The sequence below is a fragment of the Mesorhizobium sp. genome (genome assembly GCF_004963255.1).
Classification (GTDB): Bacteria; Pseudomonadota; Alphaproteobacteria; order Rhizobiales; family Rhizobiaceae; genus Mesorhizobium.
Genome location: NZ_SUGA01000024.1, coordinates 49012 through 71689, shown reverse-complemented (window position 1 = coordinate 71689; position 22678 = coordinate 49012). Strand labels below are relative to the sequence as shown.

At 60.8% G+C, this 22678-nt stretch carries 22 protein-coding genes; 12 read left to right on the top strand and 10 right to left on the bottom strand.

The genetic code is table 11. From position 1 onward, the window contains the following. Positions 1–189: 189 nt before the first annotated feature. The 6 genes from E5X34_RS22220 to E5X34_RS22195 form a co-directional block, all read right to left on the bottom strand. Positions 190–1500, bottom strand: a complete 1311-nt coding sequence (locus E5X34_RS22220; protein ID WP_292568915.1) for a type II toxin-antitoxin system HipA family toxin — start codon at positions 1498–1500, stop codon at positions 190–192. Further along, positions 1500–1754 (bottom strand): helix-turn-helix domain-containing protein, encoded by a 255-nt coding sequence (locus E5X34_RS22215; protein WP_127877952.1) that lies wholly within the window; start codon positions 1752–1754, stop codon positions 1500–1502. The genes E5X34_RS22220 and E5X34_RS22215 overlap by 1 nt, the downstream gene beginning before the upstream one ends. A gap of 612 nt (positions 1755–2366) precedes the next feature. Further along, complete coding sequence (locus E5X34_RS22210; RefSeq protein WP_292568912.1) at positions 2367–2657, bottom strand: hypothetical protein; 291 nt, start codon at positions 2655–2657, stop codon at positions 2367–2369. 182 nt (positions 2658–2839) lie between these two features. Further along, positions 2840–3304: a hypothetical protein gene (locus tag E5X34_RS22205; protein WP_292568910.1), complete on the bottom strand. Its 465-nt coding sequence runs from the start codon at positions 3302–3304 to the stop codon at positions 2840–2842. 176 nt (positions 3305–3480) lie between these two features. Continuing rightward, positions 3481–3966, bottom strand: a complete 486-nt coding sequence (locus E5X34_RS22200; protein WP_292568908.1) for a hypothetical protein — start codon at positions 3964–3966, stop codon at positions 3481–3483. Between the two features lie 63 nt (positions 3967–4029). After that, positions 4030–4884 carry a PRC-barrel domain-containing protein gene (locus E5X34_RS22195; RefSeq protein ID WP_366664900.1) on the bottom strand — a complete coding sequence of 285 codons (855 nt, stop codon included), beginning with the start codon at positions 4882–4884 and terminating at the stop codon, positions 4030–4032. Positions 4885–5238: 354 nt separating this feature from the next. Here E5X34_RS22195 and E5X34_RS22190 point away from each other — a divergent pair, with 354 nt between their 5' ends. After that, positions 5239–5430: a CsbD family protein gene (locus tag E5X34_RS22190; RefSeq protein ID WP_292568906.1), complete on the top strand. Its 192-nt coding sequence runs from the start codon at positions 5239–5241 to the stop codon at positions 5428–5430. A gap of 234 nt (positions 5431–5664) precedes the next feature. Here E5X34_RS22190 and E5X34_RS22185 read toward each other — a convergent pair whose 3' ends face one another. The 4 genes from E5X34_RS22185 to rnz form a co-directional block, all read right to left on the bottom strand. Beyond that, a complete protein-coding gene (locus tag E5X34_RS22185) occupies positions 5665–7374 on the bottom strand; it encodes a DNA polymerase/3'-5' exonuclease PolX (protein ID WP_292568945.1) in 1710 nt (569 codons plus the stop codon). 90 nt (positions 7375–7464) lie between these two features. Beyond that, positions 7465–9396 carry a DNA ligase D gene (ligD, locus tag E5X34_RS22180; RefSeq protein ID WP_292568904.1) on the bottom strand — a complete coding sequence of 644 codons (1932 nt, stop codon included), beginning with the start codon at positions 9394–9396 and terminating at the stop codon, positions 7465–7467. Between the two features lie 275 nt (positions 9397–9671). Then, entirely contained in the window at positions 9672–10133 is a 462-nt protein-coding gene (locus tag E5X34_RS22175; RefSeq protein WP_292568902.1) for a metallophosphoesterase family protein, read from the bottom strand. 9 nt (positions 10134–10142) lie between these two features. Beyond that, positions 10143–11048, bottom strand: a complete 906-nt coding sequence (rnz, locus tag E5X34_RS22170; RefSeq protein ID WP_292568943.1) for a ribonuclease Z — start codon at positions 11046–11048, stop codon at positions 10143–10145. Between the two features lie 737 nt (positions 11049–11785). Here rnz and E5X34_RS22165 point away from each other — a divergent pair. The 11 genes from E5X34_RS22165 to trbG all read left to right on the top strand — a co-directional run bounded on the left by E5X34_RS22165 (position 11786) and on the right by trbG (position 22673). Then, positions 11786–12028: a hypothetical protein gene (locus tag E5X34_RS22165; RefSeq protein ID WP_292568900.1), complete on the top strand. Its 243-nt coding sequence runs from the start codon at positions 11786–11788 to the stop codon at positions 12026–12028. A 253-nt stretch (positions 12029–12281) separates the two neighbouring features. Then, complete coding sequence (locus E5X34_RS22160) at positions 12282–14312, top strand: conjugal transfer protein TraG (RefSeq protein ID WP_292568898.1); 2031 nt, start codon at positions 12282–12284, stop codon at positions 14310–14312. Positions 14313–14430: 118 nt separating this feature from the next. After that, positions 14431–14844, top strand: a complete 414-nt coding sequence (locus E5X34_RS22155) for a CopG family transcriptional regulator (RefSeq protein ID WP_292568896.1) — start codon at positions 14431–14433, stop codon at positions 14842–14844. Beyond that, a complete protein-coding gene (trbB, locus tag E5X34_RS22150; protein WP_292568894.1) occupies positions 14841–15809 on the top strand; it encodes a P-type conjugative transfer ATPase TrbB in 969 nt (322 codons plus the stop codon). Before E5X34_RS22155 ends, trbB begins: the two co-directional genes overlap by 4 nt. Positions 15810–15820: 11 nt before the next feature. Continuing rightward, complete coding sequence (locus E5X34_RS22145; RefSeq protein WP_192385150.1) at positions 15821–16129, top strand: TrbC/VirB2 family protein; 309 nt, start codon at positions 15821–15823, stop codon at positions 16127–16129. Beyond that, positions 16129–16401, top strand: a complete 273-nt coding sequence (locus E5X34_RS22140; RefSeq protein WP_292568891.1) for a VirB3 family type IV secretion system protein — start codon at positions 16129–16131, stop codon at positions 16399–16401. Before E5X34_RS22145 ends, E5X34_RS22140 begins: the two co-directional genes overlap by 1 nt. Then, positions 16395–18845 carry a conjugal transfer protein TrbE gene (gene trbE, locus E5X34_RS22135; protein ID WP_292568941.1) on the top strand — a complete coding sequence of 817 codons (2451 nt, stop codon included), beginning with the start codon at positions 16395–16397 and terminating at the stop codon, positions 18843–18845. The genes E5X34_RS22140 and trbE overlap by 7 nt, the downstream gene beginning before the upstream one ends. Next, positions 18842–19567, top strand: coding sequence for a P-type conjugative transfer protein TrbJ (gene trbJ, locus E5X34_RS22130; protein ID WP_292568889.1), 726 nt, complete (start codon positions 18842–18844; stop codon positions 19565–19567). The genes trbE and trbJ overlap by 4 nt, the downstream gene beginning before the upstream one ends. A gap of 33 nt (positions 19568–19600) precedes the next feature. Further along, positions 19601–20923, top strand: a complete 1323-nt coding sequence (gene trbL, locus E5X34_RS22125) for a P-type conjugative transfer protein TrbL (protein WP_292568887.1) — start codon at positions 19601–19603, stop codon at positions 20921–20923. Beyond that, positions 20924–21655, top strand: a complete 732-nt coding sequence (trbF, locus tag E5X34_RS22120) for a conjugal transfer protein TrbF (RefSeq protein ID WP_292568885.1) — start codon at positions 20924–20926, stop codon at positions 21653–21655. Then, positions 21645–22673 carry a P-type conjugative transfer protein TrbG gene (trbG, locus tag E5X34_RS22115; RefSeq protein ID WP_292568883.1) on the top strand — a complete coding sequence of 343 codons (1029 nt, stop codon included), beginning with the start codon at positions 21645–21647 and terminating at the stop codon, positions 22671–22673. The genes trbF and trbG overlap by 11 nt, the downstream gene beginning before the upstream one ends. Positions 22674–22678: the final 5 nt, after the last annotated feature.

The window sequence follows — 22678 nt, the reverse complement described above, 5'->3', positions numbered from 1 at the left end:
AACGATGGCCAGTTCTGGTGGCGGTAGATGGCCTTATCCGCTGCCCGTCGCACTCGATTGTGGCCGAAATCACATTCACCACCTCGCGCGTCCGACCCTGCAGCCGCTCGATGACAGGTTATGAGCCGTTGGGATGCGGCTGGAGCTTCGGAGGACATCAAGCCGACAAACAAAGGGTTATCACCTTGATCAATTCGCGACGGCAAGCAAAGGCGCTCGCTTGCCTATGGCCAACCTGAGCGACTCGACAATCTCTTCGGGAAAGCCGCGCTGCAATGAGGAGATTACCATCTCGAACTGGCTTTCGGCATTTGCGGCGACGTCTTCGAAAAGTTTGCGCATCACAGGCGTCCCAACGCCGGCCATCTCGGCAGTCTGCATGAAGTGACGGGGCACAATTTCGTTCACCGAATAATGCCGGTTCTTGCCGACTGACATTGCCAGCTTGAATTTCTTGCGAGGGATCCGTCGAGCATCAAGGCTGGGCTGCGCGGTCAGTACGTCATAGACCGGTGTCATCCGAAATCGCCCGCCGGGCCCGAGAAAAATACTGAAGTTCTTGGCGTGCCCATCAGTCGCGCCGATCAGCCAGAATACGACGCAGGCGCGCAGGAAAACAGCGATGTCGTCCTCCGGCGTATCGCTGCCTTTCAGAAGCTCGACAATCTCGACCACGCCAGGACCGCCCTCGGACTGATATTTGCGCGTGGATGGCACTGACAGCGCTTGACAGATATCTTCCTGCGGCAGGCGAAGCAGGCGACCGTCCCTGGCCCAGAGCCGGTCGAATCGCTCGACGATCAGCGTGCGGCGCTCGCCGAAGTCGGCAATTTCTGCCCGGGCTGCAGGAACGCCGAACGCCTCGAGGAGCTTGAGGCACAGATATTCGTTCTCGACGCTGTTAGAGAGGTCGACGCCGTTGGGCAACCGGCCGATCTGTGGTTTCAGGATATGGGTGGTCGCCGCCGTGCCAATCGGCTTGAACCAGCGCCCCTCCTTGCGCAAGAGCGCCGTCTTTTCCTGGGCGCCGGCGATCGAAATGCGGAAATCCTCGTCCTCCCCGACGCCGAGAGGAGCGGCGGTAAGGTTTTCGATTATTCCAGCGACGTCCCTTTTGCTAACGAGCTTACCCTCGCTGCTGCCAGGAGTGCCCGGATCGACGCCATCGGGAAGGAACTGCAGCGCGCCGACGCAGTCGTGGCCGAGGGCGGCGAGCATGCTGTAGGCGTCGGTGCCTTGCGCGCCGACGCGTTCGGCAACGCGTTTGCGGATGGCGTCGTTGTCAGGAAGCAGATTATCGAAGACGTTGATCACAGGCGCGCCGATATAGCGGTCCTCGCGCAAGGGAAGCGAGAGCGAGACCGGGAAGGTGCCGCGCCATTGAAGCCATTCCCCAGCGTACCGGAAGTCTATTGCGCCAGTCGATTCCCTGCGCAGCACACCAACCAGGCGCCCGTTCAGGAAAACGTTCAGCGGCGGGTGAACCGGCCGTCGCGCCATCAGAACAGGTCCTCGATCTCAGCGGCGCTGCCCTTGCTGCGTGGTCGAACGACAAGTTCAAGGTCGAGGGCGTAGAGAGCAGCCATCAAGGTACTGAGCTGCACCGCTGGCTCGCCGGCCTCAAGGCGGGACACAGTGGCCTGGCGCAGGTGAATTTGCTTGCCTAGTGCCTCTTGTGTGAGGTCGGCCTGTCTGCGGGCGCGACGCAGAATGGCGCCGAGTTGCTTTTCGTTGCGAGCGATCTGGTCGGTCATGATAAACCTTCAGGGTTCCGTATACGCATTCGCGTATTTTTGTCAACATACGCGATCGCGTATTAATTGTTATAATACGCAAACGCGCATAAATCTGCTTAATACGCGATCGCGTGTGAACTTTGTCGCTGAATTACGGAATTAAGAGCTAACAAACTCTCTCTGCGACGCGTCGAAACAGGTACAGATCTGAAGAAAACGGCGGGATCGGTGCCCGAGCCTGGAGAGTGAGCTCGGGCTGCTGGGCGCGATCGCCGCCCTGCGTAGGCGGGGCCTGGTGTCGGGGCGGGATGTCGGCTCTTTGTCAGGGACAACACGCATCTGAGCAAGTTGGCCGTATCCTTGCACGAGCATCTCGTTGACCTAGCCCAAGTCGGGCGGCTGGCGCCGGACGCGCTCCTTTGCCAGATCGATGACCCAGGATCGCCTCCGACACAGATTCTCAAGTCTGGCATTTCGAGCGATACAGCGAATGATAGTGCGTGCCTCGGGGTTGGAATGTGTTTCAGCTCTCCAATCATGGAATGTCCGTCTTTGTACTTCGCATGAAAGGCAGTCCGGAAGGTCTCGAATTTCCACTTCCCAAGAAAGTGAGCTTCAAAGGAGCGTTATCTAGGAGTAGCGAACAACAATTCTGTCCTGCCGGAAGCGGCGCTCCAAGTCGCCTCTGCGGCGCTGCCAATCTGAAACGTCCACCTTTGGCGTCATCACCTCGAAGACAACAATTTCGTCGCTGTCTGTTTCTCCGCCCTCCTTCCAAAGACCCTGCGCAGGTGCCTGGAGATAGGCGGTCACGCCTTTGAAGCGAGCCGCCAGCTCTTCCTTCAGACGGTCGAATTCCCTCCCGGGGAAGGGTTGACCCTGGTTGTCAGAACGCGGCAAGAGGATTTGGACGAGATACATATCAATGGCCGCCGTGCTGCGGGTCTCAGTTCGATCTACTTACAACGTTGATCTGCGGATCGGCCCGATAAGAAAACGGGCGACGCTCGCCCGTTGTTGTCACACTTAGCGACGTCGGGGTCCAAATACGTCGTTCTGCCCTTGGACCGAGTCGCTCCCTGTTTCAGCTCCCTAGGCTCATTTCACTCCCTCGCACGAGTCAAAATGCGGAATAGCACCCACTGAGAGATCGCTTCTCGCAACCTGGTGAAAAGGTTGCCTTCTTTGTCGATGGCGGACCGAACTTGAACAGCAGCCCATCCGGCTTTCATCGTCCCGCCGACATGGCAATGGCAGACGATGGCGTGCAACTGCCAATCCGTGAGCTCGAAGAAGCGCTTCGCTTCGCCATAGCTATCGCTCTTCAGCCCTTCGGCACGCAAAATGGTATCGGCGAAAGCGATGCTGAGTGCGGAGCCCAGGGACTGTGCTTTGTCGCGCACATCCAGGGTCATGTATTCCGTCCCTGGGAAGGCGGCGAGGCACCGCTCGGGATTTCGCTCGAGCAGCATCGCCCAATGCTCCAAGCGCTGGGTGCGCGTCATAGCCGGAAACGATGCTTCGACTTCCGCGACCTCATTCAGTTCTTGAAATGTCTGGTGTTTCATGGCCGTCTCCTGTTGGCGAGGCGCTCTGCCTGCAGAATGCACAGGTCGGAATGGGCCTCGGTCGTCCCTATGCAGGCGAACCAGCAGTTCGTCGGTAAGTTCCACTGGCAAGAAAATTTGACAGAGTGCTAGTTTCAATTTCCCGCCGTCGGTGCCTCGACGTCCCGCGCAACGAGCTACTGCGATGCTTTGACCAGCCGTCGGAGCAATGGGTAATCCTTCAAATCCTTGTAGGGAGTGAGATCTAATTCCCCTGGCACGCAGCGTAGCTGTTCCTCATCGATCGCTTTCTCGTGCTTCTTGATAACGCTTTGATAGTGCCGCCACAGGCCAGCCCCCCTGACCGCATCTCTTTCGATGCGCGAGGCGATTTGATGGGCGTGCAGATAATGCAGTCGCAACTCGTCCAGGAGAGTTTTTTCAACGATTTCGTGGCACACCAGAAATGGTTCGAGCCGTACGTCCTTGCCCCTCGACCGGATGGTGCGCGGCAGGTGGCGATCAATGTAAACCGTCGATGCATCCTTGCTGTATCCAGCAATGTAGGGGATATCGAAGTCGTGGCTGACCTTCACTCGCCGATGAAGCGCGGAAACGACATCAGACAGAACCAGGTCGCTGATGTCTTCAGAGCTATGACGGACCTCGTCGGCTAATTTCAAGACCCGCTCCTGTCCGCTGATGACCAAAGCGCTTGCCCTAGGGCGAGCGCTTTGGGTCGTTCTTTACTTATTGACGATGATCCGCTGCTTGTCGCGGTTCTGGGCGTAAGTCGCCTTGTCGTAGGCAGTCTGCGCCTCCAACTGGTCCTTGGTGAAGTTTGTATAGAGGTAGCGGTTACCGTTCTTGTCGGTCATGAACTTGAGGTTCTCCATACCGACGGCGACCTTCTTTTCGCCAATGCCCAGAAAGCCACCTACATCCACGATGATCGAGTCGACCTTCTTGTCACCCGTCAGGATAACGTCGCCGATCTCGCCAACCTTCGCATCATCTGCGCCATAGACGTTGGTTCCGATCAGATTTGCCGCACTGATTTTGTCTGACGGCATTTGAGTCAAGGTCGTCTTATCGATCGAGGCCGTCGCAGTCGTATCGGCTTTGGTATTAGCCGCTTGGGTGTCCGTCGTGCTGTTTGACGGCTGGGTGGTCGAGGTTGCCGCGGCATCGTAAGACTTCGTATCAAAATTGGGCTGAGCTTTAAGCTCATCCTTCGTCGTCTTTGCGACCAGCCATCGATCGCCGTTCTTGTTGACCCATTCCAGCTTGCTGAAATCATAGGCGACATTCTTTTCGCCCACTCCAAGGAAACCGCCGACGCCAATGACGACGAGTTTGGCATTCCCGTCCTTGTCCAGGACAATGTCTTTGACGTCGCCGATCTTGGTCGCGTTATCGGCGTTGCTGTCATAGACCGCGGCTCCCATGATCTTGGAGACGAGCTTGCCATCGGTGACCGGCGCAACAACCTGCGTCTGGGCAGCAGGCTTGCTTGCATTTGCGGCGTGAGCACCCGCCGTGCAGAGCGCTGTCGACATGAGAGCAGCCGTCGCGGCCGTAGCTAGTATCTTGCGGATCATGGTGAATTCCTCCTGTTGCCTGGTTGACTGAGCATCGGTATCTGCCGACGTCATTTCGACCAACGGAGGGGGTGGCCTTACGTTCCGGAAATGGGTCTATGGTCGCAACTGTGCAAGACTGAAGGCTCATGCAGATCAGTTGCACGATCTGAAATCCGAATAGCGGAGCCGAATTTTATGCACCGGCGAAGCGATGGGCTTTGTCCTCCATCTGCAAATCGCCGGGTCACCTAGCAATCTGTTCTGGGGTGTCGAGATCCGATTCCGTGCCACGCGGACTCCTAAAACTGGAACCAATTGCCGGTTAGTAGATTCCCTTGCGAGTGAATGCCTGGATCAAAAAAGGAGCTCGTCATGGGAAGCATGTCAGACAAGGTTAAGGGCAAGGGCAACGAGGTCGCTGGAAAGGCGCGCCAGGCTGTGGGCAAGGCCGTGGACAACCACGAGGAACAGGCCAAGGGCAAACTCCAGGAAACCAAGGGCGAGGCGCAGGTTGCCAAGGGCCAGGTCAAGGACGCGGTGAAGAACCTCGTCGACAAAGCCTGATTGTCGATATCCAGCTGTCAGCAAAGCCTGCGGCGACGCGGGGCACCTCCGCAAAAGGAAGAAATCCGCGTCGAGACGGCCTGGTTATATTCCCCAGTCGGGGGCTCCAAGAGGCAGGCGGCCTTCAAAACGATCGCGACTGCTGCAGCTGCCATAGTTGACGCCGCCAGCAACCATACCGGGCAGCAACTCGCCCGAGACCGGGTTGCCATTATCCCGACAGGAACTCGATCCTCACGCGACAGCTTTCCGCGCAGGCGAGCGGCGCTTGCCGCCCGGCTCTGATGGCCTAAACTTGCGCGTTGAAAGATGCGCAAGCAGAGCCGCCAGACCCATCGCGTTGAGAACCCGCTCCCTGGGGATACCTCCCTTGCGCGCCATCTCGACACCCCAATGCATGTGGTCGAGCTCGCGGATTGAATGGGCGTCCGGATTGATGCTGAAGATGCAGCCGTAGTCGAGTGCCTTCTGATGCCAGCGCCAGTCGAGATCGAGCCGCCACGGATGCGCGTTGATTTCGACAGCAACTCCATATTTCGCGCATGCTCGGAGGACTTTGTCGACGTCGAGATCGTAGCCAGGACGACGCAACAGTTGGCGACCGGTCATGTGGCCGATGATCGTCGTGACGGGGTTCGCGATTGCCGCAATGATGCGTTCCGTCTGCTCTTTCTCGGGCAACCTGAAACGGCTGTGCACGCTCGCGACAACGAAATCGAACTGCTTCAAGATGTGGTCCGGATAGTCAAGCGAACCGTCGGCCAGGATGTCTGCCTCAATGCCCTTGAGGATGCGAAATTCTCCGCCGTACTTCTTGTTCAGCCGATCGGCTTCGCGGTGCTGTTCAGCAATCTCCTGCAACGAGAGGCCGCCCGCGTAGTGGGCAGACTGTGAATGGTCGGCAACACCGTAATACTCGAACCCGCGCTTACGTGTCGCTTCGGCCATTGCCTCAAGCGTCTCGGTGCCGTCGGATGCGGTCGTGTGAGAATGCAGGATCCCATGGAGATCTTCGTCCCGAACGAGGGGAGGTAGCTGCTGGCTCGCTGCCCGCTCGATCTCATCTCTGCCTTCGCGCAGTTCGGGCTCGATGAACTGCAAGTCCAACGCTTCGTAGATTTGCGCCTCCGTCGCTGATGCGATCAGCTTTCTACCGCGGTAGAGCCCATCGGGTTTGAGGGCGAACCCTCTCTCGGTCGCGTAGGTCTTCAATCGCTCAAGATGGGCCGCCGAACCGGTGGCTTGGAGGAGGCTGGCGCCAAAATGCGTCTTGTCCGTGACGACGAGCCTTAGGGTGGAGTGCTCGGTTTCGGTCCGCTTCTTCCCCAGTGCCACCAGCGCGAGGTCGGCAACAAGTTCGCAACCGCGCCGGAAATCGCCGGCGATTTCCACCCGCGAAAACTCAGGATGCTCTTGCTTCAAAGATATGACCGCATGCTCAAGGAGAGCCGCCGCCTTGTGCAGGTGAAGCTGTGTCTCGCCGCTTCGAGCGATGGCCAGGTTCTGCAGGATCTTTGTCTGAAGCGAAGCACCGAGGCCTTTGAGTGGCCGGATACGATCTGCCTTGGCCGCGGCTTCGAGGTCGGCCAACGAGTTCACGCCGAGTGCCTGGTGAAGCTTCAGGATCTTGTCGGGCCGAAGCCCTGGTACAGTAAAAAGCTCCATTACACCGGCCGGCACCTCCTGGCGCAGCTTCTCAAGGCTTGGATGCGTTCCCGTTTCATAGAGCTTGCGCACAATGTCTGCGATCGCATCGCCGATCCCGGGGATTCTGGTGAGGGCGCCCTCGGCGATGATCCGATCGAGCGGCTTTGACAACGCAGCCAAGCTATCGGCCGCGCGCAGGTAAGCCTTGGTGCGATAAGGATTGTCTCCGCGCAGCGACGTGCGATGTGCATATTCCCTGAGCAGGCTGGCGACTGTCCGCGGATCGGTTTTTGCCATGGTCGAGGCAAACGGAGCCACTCTTGGCAGGTTCCATTCAGGCCGGGTAGCGAAGCCCTAATCCAGTCTTGCTGCCAATCGGGAGCGGGGCTACAGATTTGGCAAAAGTTGGTCGGCTCGACCCCACCCCGCCAGAGATTTGCTGGCTGCGCGTTTCTTCAATTCACCAGCATCGCCGACATGGAAATGCGAGGGCGCATCTATCGTCTTCATCTCCGCCCAAGTGATCGGTGCCGCGATCGGAGCACTCGGTCGGGACCTAGCGCTGTACGGCATGATTGCCGTCGCGCCGCGCTGGTTGCGCAGGTAGTCGACAAAGATCCGCCCCTTCCGTTTCGCCTTCGACAACACGGCGGTGAAGTGAGAGGGATCGGTTTGGGCGACCGCCTGCGCCAGCCCCGAGGCGAAGGCCTTCACCTCAGGCCATTCGGCCTGGGGCGTGAGCGGGGCGATCACATGGATGCCCTTGCCGCCGGTCAACATCGGAAATGTGGTTAGCCCAAGCGCTCTTAGAATGTCCCGGAACTGGAACGCGGCGGCACGCACCGCCTCGAAATCCAGCCCCTCGTCAGGGTCGAGGTCAAACACCAGGCGGTCGGCCTTCTCGACGTCTTCGATCCGCGCTCCCCAGCCATGGAACTCGATGGTGCCCATCTGGACACAGGTCATCAGCCCCTCGGCGTCGTCGATATACAGATAGGGCTCCTCATGCCCGTCCTTTTCGGTGATCCCGACGTGATGGACTTTCTCGCCGAAGCTGCCGGCGTCATGCTTCTGGAAGAAGCATTTCTTGGCGCGGCCCTGCGGACAGCGGACAAGGCTGATCGGCCTGCTGCCTGCCCAGGGAAGCATGATCGCGGCGACGTCAGCGTAATAATCGGCAAGCTGCCCCTTGGTGATGCTGGATTCGGGGTAAATGACACGGCCGCGATTGCTGATCGCGATCGTGCTCGTCGCGGGCGGGGGCAGGGTTGCGGTACGTTGGGCCGTCTCAAGCGCAACGGCTTCCGGCTTCTTGTCCTCGCGCAGGCCGAGATAGCTTGGATGGCGCAGTGTTCCCTCATTGGTCATCTCGGTATAAGCGATCTCGGCGACAAGTCTCGGACGCAGCCAGTGCGCGCCGCGGACCTCCGCGCGCGGTGCTTCGACAGTGGCGGCCTTCTGCTCCAGCGGAGCCATGGTCTTCATCAGCCGCGCCATCTCGGCGGTATCGAAACCGGTCCCGACCTTGCCGGCAAAGCGCAGCTTTCCGCCGTCATGGACACCGAGGATAAGCGATCTGAACGCGCGATCCTTGTCCGACGGCGTCCAGCCGACGATCACGAATTCCTGGCGTTTTATGCATTTGATCTTCAGCCAGCTTCCATCGCGGGCGCCGACATAGTCCGAATCCGCCAACTTCGAGATGACCCCCTCGAGGCCGGCGTCGCAGAAGCGGTTCAGCAATTCTTCGCCCCGGCCCTGGATATGATCGGAGTAGCGCAGGATGGGGCTCTTAGCGGGCAGGATTTCCTCCAGTTTCTCCTTTCGCTCCAGCAGCGGAAGCCTCATCAGGTCCTCGCCGTCGAGCTCGAGCAGGTCGAACGCATAAAAATCGATGCTCACGGGATTGCCCTTCAAGGCGTTCTGGAGCGCCTGGAAACTTGATCGCCCCTCGGCGTCGATGACAACGGCCTCGCCATCGATGAGCGCGGAGCGAACCTTGAGCTTGCGCGCCTGCGAAAGGACAGAGGGGAATCGGCCGGACCAGTCCAGGCCGGAGCGTGTATAGGCGCGCGCTTCCTCGCCGCCCACGGCGACGAGAATGCGGTAGCCGTCATATTTCATTTCGTGGATCCAGCGATCGCCAGCGGGGACGGTGTCCACCAGCTTTGCGAGCTGGACCGGCCGAAAGGCGGGTGGCCCTAGTCTGGCTTGGTTTTGAGGCGGCTTCGTTTGACGAGCGCGCAACCCATCGACTGCCTTTCGCTTGGTCACTTTCACCGCCCCATACTCAGGAGGAATGCCTTGATCAGCGTCCAACGCAGGACTGCTTCATTAGTTTCGATGTTCGAGGGGGTGGGTGCAGCTCTCCGATTACCTGACCCGCAGAAAGGCAGAGCTAGTTTGCGTCAAGAAGGATATGAGGTGCCCTCGACGTCTGCCCGGTTGCGCTCCGGAAGTCGCATGGAAGGCAATTGTTGAATTCTTCATTCGGCGCGTTCCAGGAAGTCTAATTGAGGTTATTGGTCGCGCGCGGATGCGTTGATTCAGCCGATGCGTCCCGGCCTGGCGTGCGAACGCCTTGAGCCCGCGCCTTAGCTTAGATCGTGAATAGCCGGCTGTAGACCGTCAGGCGTGATATCAACCGTCGCAAGCGTGACCGGCAACTTGAAGCGACGGTGACCGGCGCTGCCCGGATTAAGGTAGAGCACACCGTCAACGGTTTTGAGTTTTGGCACATGGGAGTGACCCGACACGACCATGTCGATGCCGAGTGCCGCAGGTGAGACCTGAAGCGCCTTGAGATCATGAAGGACGTAGAATGTTCGGCCCGCCAGTCGCACCAGCGCCGTATCGGCGTAGGTCGCAGCCCACCCGGCCGTATCCACGTTGCCTCTGATGGCGGTAACCGGCGCGATCTGCTGAAGCGCGCTGATGATCTCAGGACTGCCGATGTCGCCGCCATGGATGATGTGGTTTACCCCGGCCAGGCGGCGTTCCGCCTCAGGCCTCAGCAGGCCGTGCGTGTCAGAGATGATGCCTAGCCTGAATGTCATCGTCAGCCGTTATATGGTGAGCACATCGAGATCAGCCGCAATACGGCTGTTCGGAAATTCCCGTACGGCTTCCGCCAGGATTTCTTCATCGGCATAGCGGCCGGAGATATGCGTAAGGATGAGTTGCTTCACGTTGCTCATCGCTGCCAGAGATGCCGCCTGCACGGCCGTGAGGTGACCATAGTCGCGCGCCATGGCCGCATCTCGTTCCAGGAAGGTGGCCTCGATCACCAGAAGGTCGGCTCCGCGGACATGTTCGGCGAGCTCATTGGTAGACTCCGTATCGCCGATGATGACCAGCTTCTTGCCCCGTTCCGGCGGACCCAACACATCTTCGGAAGCAACTGTTTGGCCATCCGCGAGGGTGATAGACCGGCCCTCTGCCAGGTCCTTCCTGATTGGACCGTCTGGCACGCCCAGAGACGTGAGGCGCTCCCCGCTAAGGGGGCGGCGCGGTGGTGTCTCGAGCACGAAACCATAGCTATCTGTGTCGCGGTGACGAACCTGAAAGCAGTCGATCTTGAATTCGTCCGCGTCGAAAACCCGGCCGGGCGTCAGCGGCTCAAGCTCTAGTGGGACCGGCGCTCGTCCTTCACCCCACAGACCAGCGAGCATGCGCACAACGAGGTCGAGGGTGTCCGAACCTCCGTGGACGGTCAGGAGATCGTCACTTTGCCGCAACCGAAGTGTCGAGAGCAGGCCGGGGATTCCAAGGATATGGTCGAAATGCGCATGCGTGAGCAACAGGTGATGAAGCCGCCTGAAGCCGGCGCCGCTGCGCAGCAGCTGGCGCTGCGTGCCTTCGCCGCAATCAACCAGAATTCGATACCCTTCGGCCTCGACAAGCAGGGCAGGGTGATTTCGCTCGGCAGAGGGTACGCTGGCCGAGGTGCCAAGAAAGGTCAGTCTGAAGATCATCGAGCCAGTCTAGCCCGCGAGCGGCGGGGCCTCAAACCGGGCAAGAAACGGCTTCCACGCGGTCAAGTCTGCCAGGGCCGTCTTTGGACTATTTCGACTCGACGCCCTGCTCGGGCTTTATCCCTGTGCTTTCACCATCGCCATGGACGAGATCGCGATCCCAGTCATTGGTCTTGTCGGGCGTCTTGGCAGCCGCCTCCTGGGTATCCCGCTCTTTGTCCTTTCGGGGTCTCGGACCTGGCATATCCCGCGATGATTTTGATCTCATTGTTAGTCCTCTTCGGTCGCTCAATCCGAAACAGGGCGGGATGAAATAGGTTCCGCTGGCTCTGTATGGCGGTGGGACTGCAGCAGAAAGCGTAATCTGTTATTCAGGCGATCCTGTCGATGGGACGGGTCGCGATCTGGCTGTAGCCAGGCATCGGGTTCGGGTCGCCGCTTCATCCGGCAACGGCTTCCGCCACCTCCGCGACGTGCCAAAGCCATTAGCCGGCGACCAGGGAAATCGTTTCATCGAAAGATCCGCGATTACGGTGCGGTCAGCGCCAAGCTACTGCGACACATTGCGATCAGGGAGAGCGAGGGTCTTTATGACGGTCAGGCAATGGGACCTCCTGAAAATGTGTAGGAATATGTTCTTGTTTTGTTCCAACGAGTCAACTACCAGATAGTTGCAAGAGCGAGCGACGGCGATATCATCCCGTTTCACTCGTAGCTTTTTCAAGGAGGAGGCTATGTTGTATCCCGGTCATGTTGTCATGGACGATGAACTTGCGATGCTGGCGGGTGTCCATAAGACCCTGTGCCGGGAGCGCGGGATTGAACTCGACAGCGTGCGTGGGCAGAGGCTTGCGGCTCACCTGTTCAAGATGTTCCTGAATGGGCTCACCGAGCAGGAGGAACTGCTGCACGCGGCGCGGAACCGTGGGCCGCTAATCCCGCCCGGCCAAGCTTTCCAGCAGCCGCTTTCGACTTAAGCCTAGGTCCAGCGACGACCAGGGGCGGCCCGGAACGTCCATGTCGAACTGGTTGAACGCCGTGGCTATGAGCTCGACGGACTCGAGCTCGCTCTCTGGCAGTTTCAGCACCTGAGCTGGCCATTTTTCATGCCCAGGTTCCTTTCGGCGACGGCAACACATAGCGAGTGATCGCACCCAATCGCACGTGAGCCGCATTCGCGATTGGGCTTGGCCGGGCGATGCTAAGTTGCATGTTCAGCGAGCCAAGCCAATGACGCCCACGAAGCTGCTGGTCGGGCAGATCGCCCTTGTGTTCGCGATTGTTGTCGTTGGTGTATGGGCGGCAACGCAATGGTGCGCTCACATGCTCGGCTATCAGCCGCAACTCGGCGCGCCGTGGTTCATCGCGGCGGGATGGCGGATCTACAAGCCATGGAAACTGTTCGAATGGTGGTTCCATTTCGACGCCTATGCGCCCGAGATCTTTGATCAAGCAGGCGCGCTTGCCGGCGCCAGCGGGTTCTTGGGCTGTGCAGCCGCGGTCGCCGGCTCGCTGTGGCGCGCACGGCAGCGCGGACTGGTCACCACCTATGGCTCTTCACGATGGGCGGTGAAACAGGAAATCGAAAAGGCGGGGCTGTTTCGGCCCGCGGGCGTTTTCCTCGGCAAGCTGAACGACCGTTATCTACGGCACAATGGCCTGGAGCACGTCATGGCCTTTGCTCCGACACGTTCAGGCAAGGGCGTCGGGTTGGTCATTCCAACGCTTCTCTCCTGGACTGGCTCGGCCGTCATTCACGATATCAAAGGCGAGAATTGGCAGCTGACATCTGGCTGGCGATCGAAGTTCTCTTATTCCCTTTTGTTCAATCCGACGGACCCGAGATCGGCGCGGTACAATCCACTGCTGGAAGTGCGCAAGGGATCGAATGAAGTCCGTGACGTCCAGAACATTGCGGACATCCTGGTCGATCCGGAAGGTGCACTCGAGCGGCGCAATCATTGGGAGAAGACCAGCCACTCACTCTTGGTCGGCGCCATCTTGCACGTGCTCTACGCCGAAGAGGAAAAGACACTCGCCCGCGTCGCCACCTTTCTGTCAGACCCGCAACGCTCGTTTACCGCGACGCTGCAGCGAATGATGACGACCAACCACCTTGGCGTGGCGGACAAGCCTAAGGTGCATCCGATAGTGGCTTCGGCGGCGCGCGAGGTTCTGAACAAATCCGAGAACGAGCGTTCGGGCGTGCTTTCGACCGCCATGTCGTTCCTCGGCCTCTACCGCGATCCGACGGTGGCTGCGGCAACATCGGCGTGCGATTGGCGCATTGCCGACCTCATGGATGCCGAGCGCCCAATGTCGCTCTACCTGGTGGTGCCGCCATCTGACATCTCTCGCACCAAGCCACTGGTCCGACTGGTGCTCAATCAGATCGGCCGCCGGCTGACCGAGCGTCTGGAGGGTGATCCGAAGAAGAGCAGAAGGCACCAACTGCTCATGATGCTCGACGAATTCCCGGCACTCGGTCGCCTCGACTTCTTCGAAACCGCGCTTGCCTTCATGGCGGGATACGGCATTCGTGCCTATCTGATCGCACAATCCTTGAACCAGATCTCCAAGGCGTATGGCGAGAACAACGCCATTCTCGACAATTGCCATGTGCGGATTGCCTTTTCCTCTAATGATGAACGGACAGCCAAACGCATCTCGGATGCGCTCGGCACGGCGACGGAACTCAGATCCATGCGCAACTATGCCGGCCATCGGCTGGCGCCCTGGCTGTCGCACGTGATGGTCAGTCGGCAGGAGACCGCGCGACAGCTGCTGACGCCGGGCGAAGTCATGCAACTGCCTCCGTCCGACGAACTGGTACTGGTTTCTGGGCTGCCGCCGATCCGTGCGAAGAAGCTGCGCTATTACGAGGATCAGAATTTTACGGAGCGGGTACTGCCAGCGCCGGTGCTGCGCGAACGGGCTCACGCTGACAGTCCGGCGTCACGTCCGGACGATTGGAGTGGACAGGTGCGCAGTGTCGACCGCCGTCTTGCTGCTGACGAAGAAAGCGGTAACGGAGTCGCTGAAGACGAGGGCGGTGTTCAGCAGCAGCGCCATCCGGGATTGCCTGAAGAAAATATTGCCACCTCTCAGGAGCCGGAGCAGGACGATATTTTCAAGCCCGCCGACGATGATAGCGAAGCGCTCGCCGACAAACGTGTGATGGACCGGATTTCCAACGCCGCGCGTGCGTATGGCATCAACGAGGGCAGGGGCGACGACAAGGACATCGTGCCTGGCTTCTGAACGCCGCTCGAAGCCAAAGCGTATCTCAGCGTAGATAACGACCATAAGCGATTTCGAGCAGCCGCCCGATGCTTGTTCTCATCGCCGGCGCAATGCCGGCCTGCCGAGAACAAGCCGCATGAAGCCCCACCGCATTCGTCATCAGTTTCTGCTCGAGCCCGACCTCAGCGAGAAGCTGGACAACCTCAGCCGGGATCCGTCGACCACTAAATCCGCGGTGGTGGCGAAGGCGATCGAAGCATTCATCGAACGGCGCGGCGAGAACGAGCTCGACCGCCGCTATGGCGTGAGGCTTGACCGTCTTTCGCGCGACCTCGCTTACGTCAGGCGCGATGCCGAGATGATCCTCGAGAGCCTGGCGCTCTTTATCCGCTTTTCGATCACGCTGCATGCCCACACGCCGGTTCCGGACAAGGCAACACAGGCGATCGCGCACGAGCGTTTCGACAAATTCGTCGAGCAGGTCGGCCGGCAAGTCGCGTCCGGGAAACGCTCCCTTGGCAAAGACAGCGGCGTGGGAGGGGAAGGATGAGCTCTCATCCGGAAGCCGACCACCGCCGCCGCGCCATGCTGCGCACCGCCCTGGGCCAGGCGATCACCGAAGCTCTCGCCGATCCACTGGTCATCGAGGTGATGGTCAATCCCGACGGGGCGCTGCGGCTCGATAGACTGGGGGAAGGTCGGGTCCACACCGGCGTGTCCATGCATCCCTCCGAAGCCGAACGCATCATTCGTCTGGTTGCCTCCCATGTGCGTGCCGAGGCGCATGCCGATAATCCGATTGTCAGCGCCGAGCTGCCATCGGGCGAACGCTTCGAGGGGCTGCTGCCGCCCGTCGTGCTGGCGCCGTGTTTCGCCATCCGCAAGCCGGCCGCAAGACTCTACACGCTGGCCAACTATGTCGCCGACCGGATAATGCAGCCGCTGCAAGCCGATGCGCTGAAGAAGGCGGTGCGCGAGCGGCGCAACATTCTGGTCGCCGGCGGCACGTCCTCGGGCAAGACGACGCTTGCCAATGCTCTCTTGGCCGAAGTCGCCGAATGCGACGAGCGGGTGATCCTGATCGAAGACACGCGCGAACTGCAATGCGCGGCAAAGGACTGCGTCGCCCTGAGAACGAGGCGGGGTTCGGTCACACTTGCCGATCTCGTTCGCTCGACGCTGCGGCTCCGGCCCGACCGGATCATCGTCGGCGAGGTGAGGGGTGCGGAAGCCCTCGACATGCTCAAGGCATGGAACACCGGGCATCCCGGCGGCATCGCCACGGTTCATGCCAATTCGGCGCGCTCGGCACTCTACCGTGTCGAACAGCTCGCCCAGGAAGCCGTCGTCACTGTTCCGCGCCGCCTCATCGCCGAAGCCATCGATCTGATCGTCTTCATCGCCGGGCGCGGATCCTCGCGCCGCATCGACGCGATCGCTGAGGTCGCCGGCCTCGACGGCAGCGGCGACTACGCCGTTACTCCGCTCACAATTCCGCAACTCCGGCAATTTTGAAAGGTCATCTCATGCGCAAGAAGCTTCGCTTTCTTTCGTCCACCGCGCTCGCGTTTCTCATCACGGCCCCCGCTTACGCCGCCGGCTCCGGCATGCCCTGGGAGCAGCCGCTGCAGCAGATCCTGGAGTCGGTGCAGGGGCCGGTCGCCAAGATCGTTGCGGTGATCATCATCATCACCACAGGCTTGACCCTTGCCTTCGGCGACACGGCGGGCGGTTTTCGCAGGTTGATCCAGATCGTCTTCGGGCTGTCGATCGCCTTCGCAGCATCGAGCTTCTTCCTTTCCTTCTTCTCCTTCGGTGGCGGAGCGCTTGTCTGATGGCCGCTGGAGAGCAGCATATCGAGGGCTTCGAGGTGCCGGTCCACCGGGCATTGACGGAGCCGATTCTCTTGGGCGGTGCGCCGAGAGCGGTTGCGATTCTCAATGGTACGGTCGCCGCGGCAATCGGCCTTGGCTTACAGCAGTGGATTGCCGGGCTCGCGCTCTGGCTTGCTGGTCACACGCTCGCGGTCTTGGCTGCCCGCCGCGATCCGGACTTCGCCGCCGTCCTTGTCCGCCATCTTCGGCTGAGGGGGTGGCTGGCATGCTGAACCTTTCAGAATATCGCGGCAAGGCCGACCGGCTTGCCGACCATCTGCCCTGGGCGGCACTCATCGCGCCCGGCATCGTGCTCAACAAGGACGGCAGCTTTCAGCGGACGCTGCGGTTCCGTGGCCCCGATCTCGAAAGCGCGACGGAAGCAGAGCTCGTCGGCCTTTGCGCCCGTGCGAACAATGCGCTCAGACGCCTTGGCTCCGGCTGGGCATTGTTCTTCGAGGCTGAACGGGTCGAAGCCCTGGGCTATCCAGCCTCGCGTTTTCCCGACGCGGCGTCGTGGCTCATCGATGAAGAACGGCGCGCGGCTTTCGAGGGCAAGGTCGCGCATTTCGAGAGCCGCTATTATCTGACCCTGCTGTTCATGCCGCCTCCGGACAGCCAGGCACGGGCGGAGAGCGCATTTGTCGACTCTCATCATCCAGAAGCCGAAAGAAACTGGCGCCAGGAGCTAGGGCGGTTCCGTGAAGAGACCGACCGCGTCGTGGATCTCCTGTCCGGCTTCATGCCGGAAGTGCGTGGGCTCGACGATGCCGAGACGCTGACCTACCTGCATGGCACGATCTCGGCTCGCCGGCATCCGGTCGCCGTGCCGGAAACGCCGATCTATCTCGACGGCATTCTGGTCGATGCGCCGCTCACGGGCGGGCTGGAGCCGATGCTGGGCGATCTGCATCTGCGGACCCTCACCATCCTCGGTTTTCCCAACCTCACTCGACCCGGAATCCTCGATGCGCTGAACCACCAAGATTTTGCCTATCGCTGGATGACGCGCTTCATTCCCCTCGACAAGCCGGAAGCCACCAAAACGCTGACGCGGTTGCGCCGGCAGTGGTTTTCCAAGCGCAAATCGATCGTCGCTATCCTGCGGGAGGTTGTAAGCAATGAACCCGTTCCGCTGGTCGACAGCGATGCGGACAACAAGGCCCTCGATGCCGACGAAGCCCTTCAGGCCTTGGGTGGCGATCACGTGGGCTTCGGTTATCTCACCACGACCGTGACGGTGTCGGACGAAGATCATCAAGCCGCCGCCGAAAAACTTCGCGCGGTCGAGCGCATCGTCAATGGGCTCGGCTTCACCACGATCCGCGAAAGCGTCAATGCGGTCGAGGCGTGGCTCGGCTCGTTGCCCGGTCATGTCTACGCAAATGTTCGCCAGCCGCTCGTTCATACGCTGAACCTGGCCCACCTGATGCCGCTGTCGTCGGTATGGGCCGGCCCGGCGGCGAACGAGCATCTCGCCAAGGTCACCCAGACCGAAGCGCCGCCGCTTCTCTTCGCCGAGACCGGTGGGTCGACGCCCTTCCGACTTTCTACTCATGTCGACGATGTCGGTCACATGCTGATCGTTGGTCCGACCGGGGCGGGCAAGTCGGTTCTGCTTGCGCTGATCGCGCTGCAGTTTCGGCGATATGCCGGCGCGCAGGTCTATGTCTTCGACAAAGGCAATTCCGCTCGTGCCGCAACGCTCGTCTTGGGTGGGGAACACCACGCCTTAGGGGCTGACGGCGCGCTTGCCTTCCAGCCGCTGCGCAACATCCACGATCCGGTCACGCGCAGCTGGGCGGCAGAATGGATAGCCAGCCTCATTGCCCATGAGAACGTCTCCGTCACGCCCGAGGTGAAGGAGTCAATCTGGTCCGCGCTTGGCAGCCTTGCCACCGCGCCGGCGCAGGAACGCACGCTGACCGGACTGTCGGTCCTGCTTCAGTCCAATGCGCTGAAGTCCGCCTTGATGCCCTACACGCTGGATGGCCCCTTCGGCCGGCTGCTCGACGCCGACGACGATCGGCTGGCCCTGTCGGATATCCAGTGTTTCGAGACCGAGGAGCTGATGCACAGCCAAGGCGCTGTGCTGCCGGTGCTTACCTATCTCTTTCATAGGCTTGAGGAGCGCTTCGACGGACGTCCGACGCTGCTCATGCTTGATGAAGCCTGGGTCTATCTCGATAATCCGCTCTTCGCCGCCCGCATCCGCGAATGGCTGAAGGTGCTGCGCAAGAAGAACGTGTCAGTCATCTTCGCCACGCAGTCTCTTGCCGACGTTGCGAACTCGGCAATCGCGCCGGCAATCATCGAGAGCTGTCCGCAACGGATTCTTCTCCCTAATGATCGTGCCGTGGAACCGCAGGCGCGAGCCGTCTATGAGCAGTTCGGTCTGAACGAACGCCAGATCGAACTGGTCGCCCGGGCTACGCCAAAGCGCCAGTACTACCTGCAATCGCGACGTGGGAATCGTCTCTTCGAGCTCGGTCTTGGCCCGATCGCGCTTGCGCTTTGCGGCGCCTCCGACCCAGCCACGCAGACGCTCATTGACAGCGCCCTATCCGACGACGGTCAGGAGAGCTTTGCCTCCCGATTTCTCAGTGCGCGCGGCCTCGATTGGGCCGCCGATCTCCTCCGGCAATTCCCTCAAGCAGACATGGAGCAATCGTCATGATGCGCCGCCGCTTTCTCTCCGGCCTGATCATCCTTTCGCTGATCGCCAAGCCGATGGCCGACTGTGTGCAGCCGGCTTATGCCCTGATTGTCTTCGATCCCTCGAACTATACGCAGAACGTGCTGTCCGCGGCGCGAGCGTTGGAGCAGATCAACAACCAGATCCAGTCGCTGCAGAACCAGGCGACCATGCTGCAGAACATGGCGCGCAACCTTCAGAGCCTGGATTTTTCCTCCGTCGGCCAGCTTACCGGTTCCCTGCAACGGATCGACGGTTTGATGGACCAGGCAAGCGGTCTGAGCTTTGATCTCGGCAAGCTTCAGGACCAGTGGCGCCAGCAATTTCCAGAAAGCTACGATGCCACGATCAAAGTGAGCGATGTGGCCACCGCCGCACGCGAGCGTTGGCAAAGCGCCATGCAGGCGTTCCGCCAGACCATGGGTGTCCAGTCGCAGATCGTGGAAAATGTCCGCGGCGACGGCGACCTGCTTGCCGATCTCGTCAACCGCAGCCAAGGCGCGGCCGGTGCGCTTGAGGCAAGCCAGGCCACCAACCAGCTGATCGCGCTTTCGACCAAGCAGCAGATGCAGATCCAGACGCTGCTCGCGACACAGTTTCGGGCCGAGGCTGAGGACGCGGCACGCAAGGCGCAGTCCGAGGAAGCCGCCCGCCAGACAACGAAACGTTTCCTAGGGACCGGCACAGCCTATCCCGGCAACTGATCACAAGCACTTCAACATGAGGAAGGCGGCGGCATGAACGACCTTGGCGTCATCGATCGCTTCATGGAGACTTTTATCCGCTATATCGACAGCGGATTCGGTCTGCTTTCGGGCGACGTCGCCTTCCTCACCACCACCCTGATTGGCATCGACATTACGCTTGCGGGCCTCGCCTGGGCGTTCGGCGGCGAGCCCAATGTTCTTGCCCGCCTCATCCGCAAGGTGCTCTATGTCGGCGTCTTCGCCTTCATCCTGAACAATTTCAAGAACCTCGCCGACGTCATCTACCGCTCCTTTGCCGGCCTTGGCATCAGCGCATCCTCCGGCAATCTCTCCGCCGACAACCTCCTGCACCCGGGCCGCATCGCCGCCACCGGTTTCGAGGGCGCCTGGCCTCTGCTTGATCAGGCTGGCCAGCTTTTGGGTTTTCCGGAAATCTTCGGTAACGCGCTGACTATCTTCGTGCTGCTGGTGGCCTGGTTCCTGGTCATCATCGCCTTCTTCATTCTCTCGATCCAGCTCTTCATCACCATCCTGGAATTCAAGCTCACCACGCTGGCCGGATTTGTTCTGGTGCCCTTCGCGCTGTGGAACCGGTCGGCGTTTCTGGCCGAGCGCGTGCTTGGCAATGTGATCTCGTCGGGCATCAAGGTGATGGTACTCGCCGTCGTCGTCGGTATCGGCTCCACGCTCTTTGGCGAGTTTGCTTCGGCGCTCCAGGGCAAGGAGCCCGACCTGGCGGCGGCCATGTCGCAGGTGCTTGGCGCGCTGGCGCTTCTCGGGCTCGGCATTTTTGGTCCTGGGATCGCCTCGGGTCTTGTCTCGGGCGCGCCGCAGCTTGGTGCGGGCGCAGCACTGGGCACCACGGCGGCCGCTGCCGGATCGTCCCTCGTTGTCGCGGGCGCCGCCTTTGCCGGCGCGCGCATGGCAACCGGCGCTGGGCTTGCCGCCGTCCGAGCCGGCACGACCATGGGTTCGGCAGCTTCCTCGGCGTGGCAGTTGGGACGTGCAACCTCGCCCGGGACCGGCCTGTCCAGTGTGGCTGCTGGAATGCAGGGTGTGGCAGGCGCCGCCGGCGGCGCTGTAATGCGTGCAGCAGGATCCGCCGCGGGAAGCTTCGGGCCTAGCGTCAATGCCGGGCGGGAAGCCGCATGGACCGCCACCGGCGGTGCGCCGACTGCGTCAATGATCGGGAGCCCATCCAGTGCGGCCGCCGGCACCGCGCCCAGTTGGGCAAAGCGCATGCGTTCTGAACAGACTGCTCGTGCTCATCGCCACGCCGCCGTGCAAGCCGTCCGCGACGGTGACAGGCCTGCCGGCAGCGCCAATCCCTCACTCAACGACAAGGACGACTAAATGTTCTTCAAACGACCCGTTCAACGTTACGGCAAGACGCCCGAGCCCGTCACGCCGTATCAGAAGGCCGGCCAGCTCTGGGATGAGCGTATCGGCGCATCGCGGGTACAGGCCCGGAATTGGCGGCTGATGGCGCTTGGCTGCCTCGCTTTGGCGACCGGGCTCTCCGGCGGCCTTGTTTGGCAGTCAATGCAGAGCCGTGTCGTGCCTTACGTCATCGAGGTCGACCGCTTCGGCGAGGCGCGTGCGGTTGCACCGGCAATCCAGGATTACCAACCTTCAGATGTCCAGATCGCCTGGCATCTCGGCCGCTTCATCCAAAATGTCCGTTCCGTTTCCACCGATCCGGTCCTGGTTCGGCAGAACTGGTTGGCAGCCTACGACTTTGCCACCGATCGTGCAGCACTCTTCCTCAACGAATACGCCAAGGCGAACAACCCATTCGGGCAGATCGGCACACGCAGCGTGTCGGTGCAGGTGACCAGCGTGGTCAGGGCTTCCGACAGCTCATTCCAGGTCAAATGGACCGAGCAGATTTTTGAGCGCGGCAGCCTGGCCAGCACGACGCGCTGGACCGCGATCCTCACCATCGTGATCCGCCCGCCAAGCAATACCGAGCAGCTGCGCAGCAACCCGCTCGGCGTCTTCATCAACGCCATCGACTGGTCGCGCGAGCTCGACAGCGCAGCACCTGCATCCGTCTCCCCGAAGGAGCCAGCCAATGACAAATAGTACATCATCGTTCCGTGGCGCGCTGATCCTGTCCGCGTCGGCAGCCGTCCTCTCGGCTTGCGCATCGAAGCCGGTGCCGCCACCTGAGATTTCTTATGACGCGGCCGACTTCAAAGCAGCGGCAATCGAGAAGCCGCCGGAGAAGCCGGTCAAGATCGTCGAGGTGCCAAAGCCGCTGCCTTTGCCCGGCCAGTTGCAGCCCGATCCAGGCAAGGTCGCCGAGGATAAACGTTCCCCCGAAGAACGTGTCGCCGACGCCAACAAGGCGGCGACACAGGAGCCCACCAGATACGGCTATGTCAATGCGGTCCAGGTCTATCCGTTTGCCGATGGCGCGCTTTACCAGCTTTACGCAGCACCCGAGCGCGTCACCGATATTGCTCTGCAACCGGGTGAGAAGCTGACGTCTGTGTCTGCGGGCGATACGGTACGCTGGGTCATTGGCGACACCGTGAGCGGCACCGGCGACAATCAGCGCACCCATGTGCTGGTAAAGCCTTTCGCGCCGGGGCTTAGCACCAACCTGGTCATCACCACGGAACGGCGGACCTATCACCTGCAGCTTCAAAGCACTGACAAGACCGCGATGGCGGCCATCTCCTGGACGTATAGCGAAGACCAGATCGTCGCGCTGCGCCAACGCAACGCCCAAGCAGATGCCGTCACGCCGGTGGCGTCGAATGTGGCACTCGAAAATATCCGCTTCCGCTATTCGATTAGCGGCGACACACCGCCCTGGAGACCGACGCGTGCCTTCGACGACGGCAGCAAGGTCTATATCGAATTCCCACGCCGCATTGACCAGGGCGAGGCGCCGCCGCTCTTCATCGTCGGAGCCGACGGCAGCAACCAGCTCGTCAACTACCGCATGCGCGGCAACTACTACATCGTCGATCGCTTGTTTGCCGCGGCAGAACTGCGGCTCGGTGCCAAGCAGCAGCAGGTTGTGCGCATCACCAGAACTGATGGCCGGCAACCGCCGCGGCGGATCTCGCTGTTTTCCCGTCTCGGCAGATGAGGGGA

Coding starts and splice junctions, on each gene's coding strand:
- E5X34_RS22220 (WP_292568915.1), bottom strand. CDS start 1,500: ATGGCGCGACGGCCGGTTCACCCGCCGCTGAACGTTTTCCTGAACGGG.
- trbG (WP_292568883.1), top strand. CDS start 21,645: ATGACAAATAGTACATCATCGTTCCGTGGCGCGCTGATCCTGTCCGCG.
- E5X34_RS22175 (WP_292568902.1), bottom strand. CDS start 10,133: ATGACATTCAGGCTAGGCATCATCTCTGACACGCACGGCCTGCTGAGG.
- E5X34_RS22140 (WP_292568891.1), top strand. CDS start 16,129: ATGGCCGCTGGAGAGCAGCATATCGAGGGCTTCGAGGTGCCGGTCCAC.
- E5X34_RS22165 (WP_292568900.1), top strand. CDS start 11,786: ATGTTGTATCCCGGTCATGTTGTCATGGACGATGAACTTGCGATGCTG.
- trbJ (WP_292568889.1), top strand. CDS start 18,842: ATGATGCGCCGCCGCTTTCTCTCCGGCCTGATCATCCTTTCGCTGATC.
- E5X34_RS22210 (WP_292568912.1), bottom strand. CDS start 2,657: ATGTATCTCGTCCAAATCCTCTTGCCGCGTTCTGACAACCAGGGTCAA.
- E5X34_RS22145 (WP_192385150.1), top strand. CDS start 15,821: ATGCGCAAGAAGCTTCGCTTTCTTTCGTCCACCGCGCTCGCGTTTCTC.
- trbL (WP_292568887.1), top strand. CDS start 19,601: ATGAACGACCTTGGCGTCATCGATCGCTTCATGGAGACTTTTATCCGC.
- E5X34_RS22215 (WP_127877952.1), bottom strand. CDS start 1,754: ATGACCGACCAGATCGCTCGCAACGAAAAGCAACTCGGCGCCATTCTG.
- E5X34_RS22185 (WP_292568945.1), bottom strand. CDS start 7,374: ATGGCAAAAACCGATCCGCGGACAGTCGCCAGCCTGCTCAGGGAATAT.
- E5X34_RS22160 (WP_292568898.1), top strand. CDS start 12,282: ATGACGCCCACGAAGCTGCTGGTCGGGCAGATCGCCCTTGTGTTCGCG.
- E5X34_RS22195 (WP_366664900.1), bottom strand. CDS start 4,884: ATGATCCGCAAGATACTAGCTACGGCCGCGACGGCTGCTCTCATGTCG.
- E5X34_RS22205 (WP_292568910.1), bottom strand. CDS start 3,304: ATGAAACACCAGACATTTCAAGAACTGAATGAGGTCGCGGAAGTCGAA.
- trbE (WP_292568941.1), top strand. CDS start 16,395: ATGCTGAACCTTTCAGAATATCGCGGCAAGGCCGACCGGCTTGCCGAC.
- E5X34_RS22155 (WP_292568896.1), top strand. CDS start 14,431: ATGAAGCCCCACCGCATTCGTCATCAGTTTCTGCTCGAGCCCGACCTC.
- trbB (WP_292568894.1), top strand. CDS start 14,841: ATGAGCTCTCATCCGGAAGCCGACCACCGCCGCCGCGCCATGCTGCGC.
- E5X34_RS22190 (WP_292568906.1), top strand. CDS start 5,239: ATGGGAAGCATGTCAGACAAGGTTAAGGGCAAGGGCAACGAGGTCGCT.
- trbF (WP_292568885.1), top strand. CDS start 20,924: ATGTTCTTCAAACGACCCGTTCAACGTTACGGCAAGACGCCCGAGCCC.